The sequence below is a fragment of the Lachnospiraceae bacterium JLR.KK002 genome, assembly GCA_036941025.1.
Taxonomy (GTDB): domain Bacteria; phylum Bacillota; class Clostridia; order Lachnospirales; family Lachnospiraceae; genus Petralouisia.
Window position 1 is genome coordinate 1210231 of record JAYMNP010000001.1, and the last position, 13654, is coordinate 1223884.

General features: G+C 47.6%; 13 protein-coding genes. 1 reads left to right on the top strand and 12 read right to left on the bottom strand.

Annotated elements, in window-relative coordinates:
* Positions 1–9 precede the first annotated feature (9 nt).
* Positions 10–849, bottom strand: a complete 840-nt coding sequence (locus tag VSQ32_05890) for a M23 family metallopeptidase (protein MEH2942400.1) — start codon at positions 847–849, stop codon at positions 10–12.
* An 87-nt stretch (positions 850–936) separates the two neighbouring features.
* On the bottom strand, positions 937–2388 hold the full coding sequence (locus tag VSQ32_05895; protein ID MEH2942401.1) for an aminoacyl-histidine dipeptidase: 1452 nt from the start codon (positions 2386–2388) through the stop codon (positions 937–939).
* A gap of 62 nt (positions 2389–2450) precedes the next feature.
* On the opposite strand from VSQ32_05895, the gene VSQ32_05900 reads away from it, so the two are divergent.
* Entirely contained in the window at positions 2451–3356 is a 906-nt protein-coding gene (locus VSQ32_05900) for a hypothetical protein (protein ID MEH2942402.1), read from the top strand.
* Positions 3357–3359: 3 nt separating this feature from the next.
* On the opposite strand, the gene VSQ32_05905 is transcribed toward VSQ32_05900, so the two are convergent.
* The 10 genes from VSQ32_05905 to carB all read right to left on the bottom strand — a co-directional run bounded on the left by VSQ32_05905 (position 3360) and on the right by carB (position 13401).
* Positions 3360–3965: an ATPase gene (locus VSQ32_05905; protein ID MEH2942403.1), complete on the bottom strand. Its 606-nt coding sequence runs from the start codon at positions 3963–3965 to the stop codon at positions 3360–3362.
* Positions 3966–3985: 20 nt separating this feature from the next.
* Positions 3986–4462 carry a pantetheine-phosphate adenylyltransferase gene (gene coaD, locus VSQ32_05910; protein ID MEH2942404.1) on the bottom strand — a complete coding sequence of 159 codons (477 nt, stop codon included), beginning with the start codon at positions 4460–4462 and terminating at the stop codon, positions 3986–3988.
* Positions 4463–4481: 19 nt separating this feature from the next.
* Entirely contained in the window at positions 4482–5033 is a 552-nt protein-coding gene (gene rsmD / locus VSQ32_05915) for a 16S rRNA (guanine(966)-N(2))-methyltransferase RsmD (GenBank protein ID MEH2942405.1), read from the bottom strand.
* Positions 5030–6277: a competence/damage-inducible protein A gene (locus VSQ32_05920; GenBank protein ID MEH2942406.1), complete on the bottom strand. Its 1248-nt coding sequence runs from the start codon at positions 6275–6277 to the stop codon at positions 5030–5032. The genes rsmD and VSQ32_05920 overlap by 4 nt, the downstream gene beginning before the upstream one ends.
* A gap of 90 nt (positions 6278–6367) precedes the next feature.
* A complete protein-coding gene (gene pgsA / locus VSQ32_05925) occupies positions 6368–6910 on the bottom strand; it encodes a CDP-diacylglycerol--glycerol-3-phosphate 3-phosphatidyltransferase (protein MEH2942407.1) in 543 nt (180 codons plus the stop codon).
* Positions 6907–8232 carry a 30S ribosomal protein S12 methylthiotransferase RimO gene (gene rimO, locus VSQ32_05930; protein MEH2942408.1) on the bottom strand — a complete coding sequence of 442 codons (1326 nt, stop codon included), beginning with the start codon at positions 8230–8232 and terminating at the stop codon, positions 6907–6909. Before rimO ends, pgsA begins: the two co-directional genes overlap by 4 nt.
* Positions 8233–8314: 82 nt before the next feature.
* Positions 8315–8572 carry a DNA-directed RNA polymerase subunit omega gene (gene rpoZ, locus VSQ32_05935; GenBank protein MEH2942409.1) on the bottom strand — a complete coding sequence of 86 codons (258 nt, stop codon included), beginning with the start codon at positions 8570–8572 and terminating at the stop codon, positions 8315–8317.
* A 7-nt stretch (positions 8573–8579) separates the two neighbouring features.
* Entirely contained in the window at positions 8580–9224 is a 645-nt protein-coding gene (gene gmk / locus VSQ32_05940; protein ID MEH2942410.1) for a guanylate kinase, read from the bottom strand.
* A gap of 15 nt (positions 9225–9239) precedes the next feature.
* On the bottom strand, positions 9240–10118 hold the full coding sequence (locus VSQ32_05945; protein MEH2942411.1) for a YicC/YloC family endoribonuclease: 879 nt from the start codon (positions 10116–10118) through the stop codon (positions 9240–9242).
* A 58-nt stretch (positions 10119–10176) separates the two neighbouring features.
* Positions 10177–13401, bottom strand: coding sequence for a carbamoyl-phosphate synthase large subunit (gene carB / locus VSQ32_05950; GenBank protein MEH2942412.1), 3225 nt, complete (start codon positions 13399–13401; stop codon positions 10177–10179).
* Between the last annotated feature and the right edge of the window lie 253 nt (positions 13402–13654).

Genomic DNA, 13654 nt, shown 5'->3' on the forward strand with positions numbered 1-13654 from the left:
GGAAATGGTTCAGGAAAACTGATAGTTCAGACGTTTATCCTCCAGCCATTTTAATACCCAGTAAGGGTTAATGCTGAGTTCCTTTCCCGTTCCATCGTCAATGTAAATACCCATATGAAGATGGACTGCAAATTTTCCCACAGTGCCTTCTTCCTCTCCATAGCCGCTGTCTCCCATAAAGCCCAGCAGTTCTCCGGCCTTTATCTCGTCCCCTTCCTGAAAGTCCCTGGCATAATCATGGAGATGGGCGTAGTAAAAATAGCCGCCATGGGGAGAACGGATTCCGATTCGGTATCCTCCCAGTTTCAGCCATCCGATTTTTTCCACGACGCCGTCTGTCATGCTGATGACAGGATAATGGCCCCGCAGGTTCAGAGAGGCCATGATATCGGTTCCTTCATGGCCCCGGTTTCCTCCGAAATTTCGGTCAAACATCCAGGAATTCTCGAAGGAGGTGGTCAGAGAACTGTCCCTTGCCGACAGGGGAACGGGAAAATACCGCAGGTCTTCCCAAATGGCCTGTTCTGCCTGTTCCAGAGCACGGATTCTCTCAGGCTGATATTCATAAAGAAGGTTCAGGTAATCTTCCAGCTGGCTTTTTTCCTGTTTTTCTGTAAAAAGATAACTCAGCAAATAATCGTAACGGGTGTAGTTCGTATCTTTTTCAAAGGCACAGAAGTCCTCAAACTGTTCGGAAGGGACCTGCTGCTGCCGCAGGAGTTCTCTGGTATCTTCCCCCGCCAGAAGGTGGGTAATCTTCGCAATCTGCCGGATATGTCCGGTCAGGACCGTAATCAGGCAGACCATTGCTGTAAGAATCAGTAACCATATACATACCTGCTTTTTCATAGTCTTCCTTTTACGAGGATATTTGGTTTATGTTCCTGTTCCCCTGTGTGGTATCCGGATTGTTTTCCATATTCCTTATAAGGGAAATTACCGGGAACGTTTTAAAAATTCCAGAAGCAGCTTCCATACTCTTTCCGCGGAGGAAATGCTTAACCGTTCCTGAGGTGTGTGGATATCAAAATTATCGGGGCCAAGGGAAATGCAGTCCAGGTTCTCAAGTTTTCCGGAAAAAATACCGCATTCCAGTCCGGCATGAATGGCCTGAATCTTCGGTTCTTCCTGAAACAATTCCCGGTAAACGGCCGCCATCTGTTCACGCATGGGGGAATCTGCCCGGTATTCCCATGCAGGATAATCACCGCTTATGTTGATTTCGCCTCCCAGAAATTCAGTGAGAAAGGCCAGTCGTTCCGTCACCTCATATTTTCTGCTGGTGACGCTGCTTCTTACGGAAAAGCACAGGGAAAATGATTCATGTTCCAGCTTCATAATACCGGGATTCAGAGAGGTTTCCACCAGTCCTTCCAGTTCCGGACTCATATGCTGCACGCCCCAGGGCATGGTACGGAGGAAAAACAGCACTTTGGTCAGAGAGGATGCGTCCAGAACCTCTGTCTGCTTCTGCTCCATTTCGGTACACTGAACGCTGACCTTTGGATCGGAACTGCGGTATTCATGTTTCAGCACTTCCTGCCAGGAGGAAACCAGCCTTTCCAGTTCTGATTTGTCCGAGGCATCCGGTAACAGGATGGTACATCCGGCTTCCCGCGGGATAGCATTATCTTTCAGGCCCCCCTGCAATGTTTCCAGGGAAAAGGGAAGTTCTTCCCGTATTCCGTTTAATATCCGTCCAAGGAGTACAGCGGCATTCCCGCGCTCTTTATGGATTTCGCTGCCGGAATGGCCTCCCTGCAGTCCAGCCACTCTGATTTCATAAAGGAATCCCTGTGACGATGTCCGGGTAACGGGAATCATGCAGTCTGCCTGCAGTCCTCCCGCACATCCGGTCAGGAAAATGCTTTCTTCGTCGGAATCAATGTTCAGAAGTTTTCTTCCTTTCAGCATGGAGAGGTCAATGGATTCCGCACCCAGCATTCCCACTTCCTCGTCTACGGTAAAGACCACTTCCAGCGGCGGGTGAGGCAGGGTATCGTCTTCCAGAATGGCAAAGGCGTAGGCCAGGGCGATTCCGTCATCCCCGCCCAGGGTGGTTCCCTCTGCTTTCAGAAAATCGCCGTCCACATACAGCCGCAGGCCTTCTTTTTCAAAATCAATGTCCGCATGGTTTTCCTTTTCGCATACCATATCCATATGGCCCTGTATGATAATGGGCTCAGACATTTCATAACCCTCGGAACCGTTTTTGAAAATAATGACGTTATTGCTGTCATCCTGTATCCAGTTCAGATTATGGGCTCTGGCAAAGGATACGCAGTAATCGCTGATGGCTTTTGTATTTCCGGAGCCATGGGGAATCTGGCAGATTTCTTCAAAATATGCAAAAACTCTTTCCGGCTTTAACTGTTCACAAACTCTCATATTCGCCTCCTGCTTTGGTATATTTATTTTATTGGTTCATAGAATAAACTATGAAAAAAATCATGTACATTATTATTTTAATCGGATTTTTACTTTACATTTTAATATTTCCTCAGGAATCGGTAAATGCCGCTGCCCTGGGGCTGAATCTGTGGTATGAGAAAATGCTGCCCACATTGCTGCCTTTTTCCATTCTCTCCTACATTCTGATTCACTCCGGAATACTGGACAGATTTACCATGGTGCTGCACCGGGGGCTGAAACATCTGTTTCCGGTAAGCAGCGCCGGTATTTATCCTCTTGCGGCCGGACTGCTGTTCGGCTTCCCCATGGGCAGCAAAATCACATCGGAACTGGTGCTTGCAGGGAAAATGACCAGAGAGGAGGGGCAGCGTCTGTTCTGTGTCTGCAACAATATCAGTCCCATGTTTATCAGCAGCTTCATTCTGAATGACTGCCTGGGCAGACCGGATTTAAGGACAGCAAGTTATCTGATTCTGTACGGGCCGCCGCTGATCCTTTATATGATGCTGAACAGCCGGCGCAGATTTGAATCTCCGGTTACCGGTAATTCTTCAAAAAAAGCGACATCCATGAACTTTCAAATCATAGATGCCGGCATTATGAACGGATTTGAAACACTGGCAAAGCTGGGAGGCTACATTATGCTCTTTGCCATACTGGCCCGGATGACCATGCTGCTGCCTTTGTCAAATCCGGTTTTAACATGTATTTTCATCGGATTTACGGAAATTACCAACGGAATCTCCTGTACTGCCGAACAGCATATGGCTGTTCAGATTGCATATCCTCTGATGATGGCGTTTACCGCCTTCGGCGGTCTTTCCGGCTTTGCTCAGACGGCCTCCATGGTAAAAGAAACGGGATTTTCCATGGTTCCCTATATCCGGATGAAACTGTTCGGAACGGTTACTGCCTTTGTGCTGGCTTTCCTGCTTGTCCGCTGATACTTATATTTCCGTAACCTGAAGCTCCGGAACGGCTTCGCTTTCATTGGCTCCGGAATCCGGATCTCCGCCTGCCGGCGACAGTTCAATACGGTTGGCATTTACCACACTGTAGCATTCCTGCAGAGAATTTAAAAGATTATCTGTTCTGGCTTTGGTGGTATCCATGGCATGTCCGATAATACTTTCCAGGCCTTTTAAAATATCATCTGTGTACTGAATGGCTCCCATACGGATATTATTTGCATCATTCGTGGCGTTATCCAGAATTTCCTGCGCCTGGTTGGTGGCAATTAATACCACTTCGTTTGCCTGGGCATAGGCCTGCTGCATAATTTCATGTTCGCTGACCAGTTCTGTGGTATGTACTTCAGCCTGGGCGATAATGGCGTCCGCCTTGGCCTGGGCGTCTGCCAGAATGGCTTCCTTGTTGCTGATCATCCTCTGATAACGCTTGATTTCATCGGGCATTCTTCTGCGGAGTTCTGATAACAAATCTTCGATTTCATCTTTGTCCACCACAATCCTGCTGTTGGAAAAAGGCTGGTATTTACAGTTCTCAATATAATCTTCAATCTCGTCGATAATCTGCTCGATTTTGTTACTCATATATGTAACGCTCCTTACATTCAGCTATATTTTGCATAAATTCTGTCTATAAGCTGCTCCGGTACAAAATGAGAAATATCCCCCCCGTAAGAAGCAACTTCCTTCACGATGGTAGAGCTCAGATAGGCATATTCCAGACTGGTTGTTAAAAATACCGTGTCAATCCGGGAATTCACAATACGGTTGGTCTGGGCAATCTGAAGTTCATATTCAAAATCAGTGACAGCCCTGAGACCGCGGACAATAATGGAAGCATCTACTTCCCTGGCATAATCTATCAGAAGCCCGTTAAAAGACGTGATTCTGATATTCGGAATATGGCCTGTAATCTCTTCTAACATACTAACACGTTCCTGTACAGAAAACAATGGATTTTTTGCACTATTGATTAAAACTGCCACCACCAGTTCATCCACAATCTGGGCGGAACGCTCTATCATATCAATGTGTCCAAAGGTTACCGGGTCAAAACTGCCCGGATAAATTGCTCTTTTCATCTGTTTCCCCCATAGCTTCTTACTTCAACCGCAGAAATACATGTTTATTGGTTTTGTAAGTTTTTTCCTTTGTAATGGTATAGCCCATGGATTCTGCCCGGGAAAAGTCCGTATCCAGAGCGGCTTCCACTACAATCAGTGAAGATTCGGTAATCAGCGATGATTCCTTCAGGGCCTGCAGGACGTCTTCTTCCAGATGTTTTCCGTAAGGCGGGTCCAGGAATACAAGGTCAAAAGGTTCTTTGCCTTCCAGCCATCGGATTGCCGAAAGAACATCTTTTATCAGCAGCGTGCACCGGTCCGTAAACCTGGTAAACCGTATATTTTCCTCAATACAGGAGGCTGCTTTCTTATTGTTCTCCACAAAAACCGCAGCCTCTGCGCCCCGGCTGACTGCCTCCAGCCCCATCTGTCCGCTCCCGGCGAACAAATCCAGAAACCTGCTGTCCAAAAGCTCCGGGTTCAGCATATTGAATAAGGTTTCCTTGATACGGTCTGAGGTGGGTCTTGTTTCCATGCCCGAAATGGTTTTCAGGGGAAGGCTCCGGGCGCTTCCTGCTATGATTCTCATTGCTTCACCTCGTTTAAAATTGCCTTCCTAAGAAGGGTCAGTGCACTTGCCACAGAATACTCCCTGATTTTGCTCCGGCTGCCGCTGAACAGATTTTTCTCCGTATAAACCGTTCCTTTACAGCAGCAGCTGATATATACCAGACCTACCGGCTTTTCTTCGGTGCCTCCTTCAGGCCCTGCGATTCCGGTTACAGCCACGCAGATATCGGCGCCTGCCGCTTTCCGCCCGCCTCTGGCCATTTCTTCTGCCGTTTCAGGGCTGACTGCACCGTGACATGCCAGCGTCTGATGGGAAACGCCCAGCAGTTTTTCCTTGGCCTCATTGGAATAGGTAATATAGCCTTCTTTAAAGTTTTCCGAAATGCCGGACACATTCACCAGTCTGCCGGCCAGCAGCCCACCGGTACAGGATTCTGCCGTAGTGACGGTGAGATGATGTTTTTTCAGCAGTTCCCCTATGGCCTGCTCCAGAGTCACCTGAGGGTCGTCCGTGTAAATCAGATCTCCAAACCGCTGTTTCAGAGCCTGTTCCACCGGTGCAATCAAATCAAGAGCCGCTGCTTCTGTTTCTGCTTTTGCGGTAAGGCGCAGATGTACTTCCCCTGTTTTGGCGTAGGGCGCCACGGTCGGATTCTTCTGTGCGTCAATTAAATCCAGTATTTTTGTCTCAGCCGCGCTTTCTCCGATACCGCAGAACTTGACCATTCTGGAACAGATGACTTCCGGCTGCAGGGCGCGCAGATATGGGTATACCTGTTCTTTAAACATGGGAATCAGCTCGTTGGGCGGTCCCGGAAGGAGAATCATGCAGGTATCCGCATCTTCCATGATAATGCCCGGCGCTGTCCCGTTGGCATTATACAGTACTTTGCAGCCTTCCGGAACCAGCGACTGTTTCCAGTTATTTTCGGTAATTTCATTGCCTCTTTTGCTCATGAATTCCTGTATTTCCTGTCTGGCTCTTTCATCCTCCACCAGCTTCCGCCCCATAACTTCTGCGGCTGTTTCTTTCGTCAGGTCATCTCTGGTGGGCCCAAGGCCTCCGCACAGAATGATTACATCGGAACGTTCTTTTGCCGTACGCAGCAAATACTCCAGGCGCCCGGCATTGTCACCCACCACGCTCTGATAATACACGGAAAGCCCCAGCATGGCGCACTGTTCCGAAAGGAAAGCTCCGTTGGTGTTCACAATATTGCCCAGAAGTAATTCTGTTCCCACACAAATCAGTTCTGCTGTCATGTTTCATCACCCTTTTCTGTAAAATTTAAAATAATGATTATTTTAGTAACAGTTCAACACGGCACTTTGCATTTGCTGCAAAGTCTGTCATTATTTTTGCTCTTTCAGAACGTCTTTATTCTTGACAATATAATCAATTAAAGAAACAAGGGTCAGAATCAGTGCAATATATGTGATAACAGTTGCACAGATGCGGTAAATGTCATTGTCGTAATTTAAAATCAGCATTACAATCATAATCATCTGAAAGGTGGTTTTAAATTTTCCCCAGTAGCTTGCCGCAATTACAATTCCGTTGTCGGAGGCTACCAGACGGAATCCGCTGATGATAAATTCCCGGCTGATGATAATAATGGAAATCCAGGCTGCAAGGCTGCCGTTGGCAGTCAGGCAGATTAATGCGGACGCTACCAGAAGTTTATCAGCCAGCGGGTCCATAAATTTCCCGAAATTTGTCACCAAATCATACTTTCTTGCAATTTTTCCGTCCATAAGGTCTGTCAGGCTGGCAATGACAAACAGTACGACGGAAGCGTACACGCCTGCCTGGCCCAGCCCTGGAACCAGCATACAGATTACAAAAGGAACAATCAGAATCATTCGTAAAATTGTTAATTTGTTTGGTAAGTTCATACAATCACCTCTCCTGTTAAATCATATTCATGTGCTCCGGTTACTTTTACTTTTACAAAATCTCCGGTCACCAGTGTTTCCTCCGTATTGATGAAGATGTAGCCGTCAATTTCCGGTGCGTCCCGGTAAGTTCTTCCCACACAGACGTTTTCTCCCTCTACGGTTCCCTCAATCATCACCCACAGTTCCCGGCCCTTCATTTCTTCATTTTTATCAAAAATGATTTCCTCCTGCAGCTCCATAATATCTTCTTTCCAGATGGATTTCTGATATTCTTCTATCTGGTCCGGAAATTCTGCCGCCGGAGTATCTTCTTCCTGAGAATAGGTAAATGCCCCCAGACGGTCAAATTCCATCTCATTGAGAAAATACATGAGTTCTTCGTGCATTTCCTGCGTTTCCCCCGGAAATCCGGTAATCAGGGTGGTCCGGAGGGCAATGTCAGGAATTTCCTCTCTCAGATGAGTCAGTTTTTCCGTGAGTTCTTCCCTGGTGGTCCGCCGTCCCATCCGCTTCAGGATTTCATTGCTGATATGCTGAATGGGCATATCCAGGTAATGGCATACCTTTGGATTTCGCTTTATGGCCTGAATCAGTTCCTCGTAAATTTCTTCCGGATAACAGTACATAATGCGAATCCACTGAATACCGGGAATTTTATTCAGTTCATCCAGCAGCCGGTGCAGTGATTTCTCACCATACAAATCCAGACCGTATAAAGTGGTTTCCTGAGCTACCAGAATCAGTTCCTTTACGCCCTGGTCTGCAAATTTCTCTGCCTGGGCCAGAAGCTGTTCCATGGGTACGCTCCGGTATCGGCCGCGAATCTTTGGAATAATGCAGTAACTGCAGTTTTTATTACAGCCTTCTGCTATTTTCAGGTGGGCATAGTGGCCTCCGGTGGTCAGAAAACGCTTTCCGGAAAGTACGGGCAGGTTTTCCAGAGGCCGGTAGGATTCATATTTTTTCCCTTCCAGCACTGCGTCCACTGCCGCTGCGATTTCCTGCCCGGAGCCGGTACCCAGCACTGCGTCCACCTGGGGAATTTCCTGTATGATTTCCTGCCGGTACCGTTCGGCCAGACAGCCTGTTACCAGCAGTGCCTGACAGGTTCCGGCTTCTTTATATTCTGCCAGTTCCAGAATGGTATTGATACTTTCTTCTTTGGCGTCGTTAATAAAACAGCAGGTATTAATAATGATAACTTCCGCCTGTTCTTCCTCGTCCGTAAAGGTATGGCCTGCTTCTGATAATGTTCCTGTCATATATTCCGTATCTACCAGGTTCTTATCACATCCCAGAGAAACAAATAAAATTCTCATGTTCTTCTCCATTTCTTCTATAAAGATTACCACACCGTTCTGTCAGCTGGCAGAACAATGTGGTAATCTTTGCCGGAGCGTTTCAGATTTCCGAATCCTCACTGTCATCTTCTTCGCCCACAATTTTCACCTTACTGCTGTATAATTCCTCCACCGCAATGGAAAAAGGTTTTTTATTGGAGGGGTTGTCAATCAGCGGGTCTTCGCCTCCGATGATCTGCCTTGCCCTTTTTGCAGTTGCAAGTACAATGGAATAACGGCTGTTTACCACCGGCTCCTCTCCAATCTCAACGTTGCTGTTTACCACTTTCATTAAATCTGTGTAAGACGGATGCAGCATCATAATATCATTCTCCTTTCGCAAAGCCTTTTAACTCTGTCCTGATTCGTTCAATCAATGCGTGGTTTCGGGCCACACGGGCATGTTCATTCTGTATCATGGTGTGTACCTGTTCCACACATGTTTCCAGATCGTCGTTGATGATCAGGTAGTCGTATGCTTCCACTCCCTGAGCTTCCTGCCATGCACGACTCAAACGGGAACGGATTACGTCTTCTGTCTCCGTTCCTCTCTCTGTCAGCCTGTTCTTCAGTTCTTCCGCTCCCGGCGGTGTGACAAACAGCAGCAATGTATCGGGACGGGCTTCCTTTACTTTCAGAGCGCCCTGGATTTCTATTTCGAGAATAACGTCCTTTCCCGCCTCTGACTGCTGCTTCACATATGCTTCGGGTGTTCCGTAATAGTGGTTTACATACTGAGCGTACTCCAGTAATGCGTGATTATCTATCATGGACTGGAATTCTTCTTCCGATACAAAGAAGTATTCCTTTCCATGGGTTTCTCCCGGTCTTGGGGCTCTGGTGGTAGCTGAAATACTCAGCGCGTAAGTATCCGGATATTTTTCTGATAACCGGTTCATAATGGTTCCTTTTCCGGCTCCGGAAAAGCCGGATACCACAGTCAAAATACCTGTTTTACTGTTCGTTTTCATTGCGTGCAATTCCTTTTATTCTATGTTCTGAATCTGTTCCCGTACTTTTTCAATATCTGTTTTCAGATTGATGGCAATATCGGAAACAGTCAGGTCATTGGCTTTGGAAAGAATGGTATTTGCCTCCCGGTTCATTTCCTGGGCAATAAAATCCAGCTTTCTTCCCACGCTTCCGCCTTCTGTCAGAGTATCTCTGGTACTGCTGATATGGCTTTTCAGACGGACGGTTTCTTCATCCGTGCAGATTCGGTCGGCAAAAATGGTGACCTCCGTAAGGATTCTGCTCTCATCCATCTGGGCATCCGACAGAAGTTCCCGGACCTTATCGGTCAGTTTCTGCCGGTATTCTGCCAGAATCTCCGGGGAACGCTGTTCAATCTGTTCCACATATTCTGACATCAGCTCCAGTTTCCCCAGTAAATCTTTCTTTAACTGTTCACCCTCCCGGATACGGGTTTTCACAAACTGCTCCGCAGCTTCTGTGACCGCCTGTTCTAACAGTTTCCACAGTTCTTCTTCGTCCACTGCCTGAGCTTCCATGGTGAGGACTTCCGGACACTGGGAAAGTTCTCTGGCACTCAGGTCGCAGGGCAGCGAAAAGGTATCTCCTATCTGCCGGATGTACGTTACATATTTTTCAGCCAGATCCTGGTTATAGTTTAAGGTAATCTGGTTCTCCGTACAGTCTTCATAAGTAATATAAACATCCACTTTTCCCCGCTGGATATAATTTTTCAGGAGATTGCGGATATTATTTTCAAAAAAATTCATTTTCCGCGGCATCTTGACGGCAAGATCCAGATACCGGTGATTCACCGACTTTATCTCCACCGTGATTCTGCGGGCCTCGTCTGCAAGCTCGCAGCGTCCAAAGCCGGTCATGCTTTTTATCATAAGAGCCTCCTGTATGCATAGATGAATGTATTATAAAACAATTCCCATAATTAGTCAATCAGGATTCTTTCAGGTTTCCATGGAGCTGCTGCAGGGACCGCACTTCGCTGCTGCCATGCTTTTTCAGGGAAAGAATTCCGCTGACCGTAGCTTTTGCCGCTGCCATGGTGGTCATGTAGGGAATCTTTTTCTTAATGGCGGCTTTTCTCAGGTAGCTGTCGTCCGCTTTTCGGTCCTGGCCGATGGGCGTATTCACAATCAGATCAATTTTGCCGTTGGTAATCAGGTCCAGCATATTGGGCCTTCCTTCCTGGAGCTTGTGTACCATATCCGCTTCAATGCCTGCCTCGCGAATGAGTTTACAGGTGTTTTTGGAAGCGATGATATGAAAGCCTGCTTCTGCAAATTTCCGGGCAATCTCCACCACTTCCGGCTTGTCTCTGTTGCTGACGGAAATCAGGACGGTTCCTTCCAGAGGGAGTTTCATCTGGGCAGCTTCCTGGGCTTTGAAGAATGCTTCTCCGTAGGATTCGGAAAGTCCCAGAACCTCGCCGGTGGAGCGCATTTCCGGCCCTAACACCGGGTCCACTTCCTGGAACATATTAAAGGGGAAGACAGATTCTTTGACGCCGTAATAGGAAATATTCTGTTCTTTCAGTTCCGGTACCGGAGAAGGATTTCCGGTCAGTTCTGCGGTTACAATATCAATGGCCAGAGGCACCATACGGATATTGCAGACCTTGGACACCAGCGGTACGGTTCTGGAGGCTCTTGGATTGGCTTCCAGAACGAATACTTTGCCGTTCTCAATGGCATACTGCATGTTCATCAGTCCCTGCACATGCATTTCCTCTGCAATTTTTCTTGTATATTCCTTGATAGTGGCCACATTTTCCTCAGAAATATGTCTGGAGGGAATAATGCAGGCGGAATCACCGGAATGTACTCCTGCCAGCTCGATGTGTTCCATCACTGCAGGTACAAATGCATGGCGTCCGTCGCTGATGGCGTCTGCTTCACACTCTGTTGCATGGCCCAGAAAACGGTCAATCAGAATGGGCCTGTCCGGGGTTACGCCCACAGCGGCGTTCATATAGCCTTCCATGCTGTCCGCATCATAAACTACTTCCATGCCCCGTCCGCCCAGCACGTAGGAAGGACGTACCATGACCGGATAGCCGATTTCTTCTGCAATGTGAAGGGCCTCCTCCACATTGACTGCCATGCCTGATTCGGGCATGGGGATTTCCAGTTTGTCCATCATGGCCCGGAACAAATCCCGGTCTTCGGCCAGATCGATGACAGAGGGAGCGGTTCCCAGAATCTTCACGCCGTTTTTCTCCAGGTCTGCCGCCAGATTCAGAGGCGTCTGACCGCCGAACTGGGCAATCACACCTGCAGGCTTTTCTTTTTTATAGATACTTAACACATCTTCCAGCGTCAGCGGTTCAAAATACAGCTTGTCGGAGGTGTCGTAATCGGTGGAAACGGTTTCCGGGTTGCAGTTTACAATAATAGTTTCAAATCCCAGCTTTTTCAATGCCAGAGAAGCATGGACGCAGCAGTAATCAAACTCAATTCCCTGGCCAATCCGGTTGGGACCGCCGCCCAGAATCATGATTTTGGGCTTTCCTTCCGAGACCGGATTTTTATCTTCGGCATTGTAGGTGGAATAATAGTAGGCGCTGTCTTTGGTTCCGCTGACATGTACGCCTTCCCAGGCTTCTTCCATGCCCAGAGAAATCCGTTTTTCCCGGATATCTGCCTCCGGTATTTCTAAAATCTGGCTTAAATATTTATCAGAAAATCCATGTTTCTTGGCTTTAATCAAAGCAGTATCGGAAGGAAGATGACCTTTTTCTATTGCAAGGGCCTCCTCCTCTTCCACCAGTTCTTTCATCTGCTCCAGAAAATAATGTTTTACCCTGGTGATTTCGTGAATTTCTTCCGGTGCAGCTCCTTTCCGCAATGCTTCATATATAATGAAATACCGTTCACTGGAAGGAGTTATAAGAAGTTTTAATAAATCTTCTTTTGATTTTTTATCAAAGTCTTTTGCATGGCCGAGTCCGTAGCGTCCGGTTTCCAGACTGCGTATGGCTTTCTGGAAGGCTTCTTTGAAAGTCTTTCCAATGCTCATGACTTCTCCCACTGCCCGCATCTGGGTGCCCAGCTTATCTTCCACACCTTTGAATTTTTCAAAAGCCCAGCGGGCAAATTTGATTACCACATAATCTCCGTCGGGCACGTATTTGTCCAGCGTGCCGTATTTTCCGCAGGGAATGTCCGCAAGGGTCAGCCCTGTGGCCAGCATGGCGGATACCAGCGCGATAGGGAAGCCGGTCGCCTTGGAAGCCAGAGCCGAAGAACGGGAGGTTCTGGGATTGATTTCGATTACAATGTCCCGGTCTGTTTTGGGGTCATGGGCCCACTGTACGTTGGTGCCGCCGATGACCTGAATGGATTCCACAATTTTGTAGGATTTCTCCTGCAGCCGTTTCTGTACTTCTTCCGATATGGTGAGCATGGGTGCGGAACAGAAAGAGTCTCCCGTATGCACGCCAAGAGGGTCTATATTCTCGATAAAGCATACGGTAATCATGTTGTTGTCTGCATCCCTTACCACTTCCAGCTCCAGTTCTTCCCAGCCCAGAATGGATTCTTCCACCAGCACCTGCCCTACCAGGCTGGCCTGCAGTCCTCTGGCACAGACGGTTTTCAGTTCTTCCACATTGTATACCAGGCCGCCTCCTGCGCCGCCCATGGTATAGGCCGGACGGAGTACCACCGGGTATCCCAGTTTGTCTGCAATCTCCATGGCTTCTTCCACGGAGTAAGCCACCTCGCTTCGTGCCATCTCAATGCCAAGGCTGTCCATGGTTTTCTTAAATTCAATACGGTCTTCCCCCCGCTCAATGGCGTCTACCTGTACGCCGATGACCTGTACGTTATATTTGTCGAGAACGCCTGTTTTAGCAAGTTCTGAACATAAATTAAGACCCGACTGCCCGCCAAGGTTTGGCAGCAATGCATCTGGTCTTTCTTTTGCAATAATCTGTTCCATTCGTTCTGCATTCAAAGGTTCAATATAAGTAACGTCGGCAGTTTCCGGGTCTGTCATAATGGTGGCAGGATTGGAATTTACCAATACGATTTCATAACCCAGACTTCTCAGTGCCTTACACGCCTGTGTACCGGAATAGTCAAATTCACACGCCTGTCCAATAACAATGGGACCGGAACCGATAATCAGCACTTTATGGATATCTTTTCTCTGAGACATTCTTGTTCCTCCTGTCTGTAACGACTACTTTTGTTGACGGTATTTCTCAGTAAACTATTATACAGGAAAATCTTTCATGTAGCAACGGGAAAGTTTAATTTTAATGTTGTCTGGTAACAGTTCAGTTACTGTTCACACCCTGCGGGTGTTCCGGTAATGGCATCCGGCCATTTAAAGTCACCTTCGGTGAGAGGCCGGATTGCCCGGCAGCCACTACTTCTTTGGCAGGACACTGTGCAGCGTGGTGCTGTCT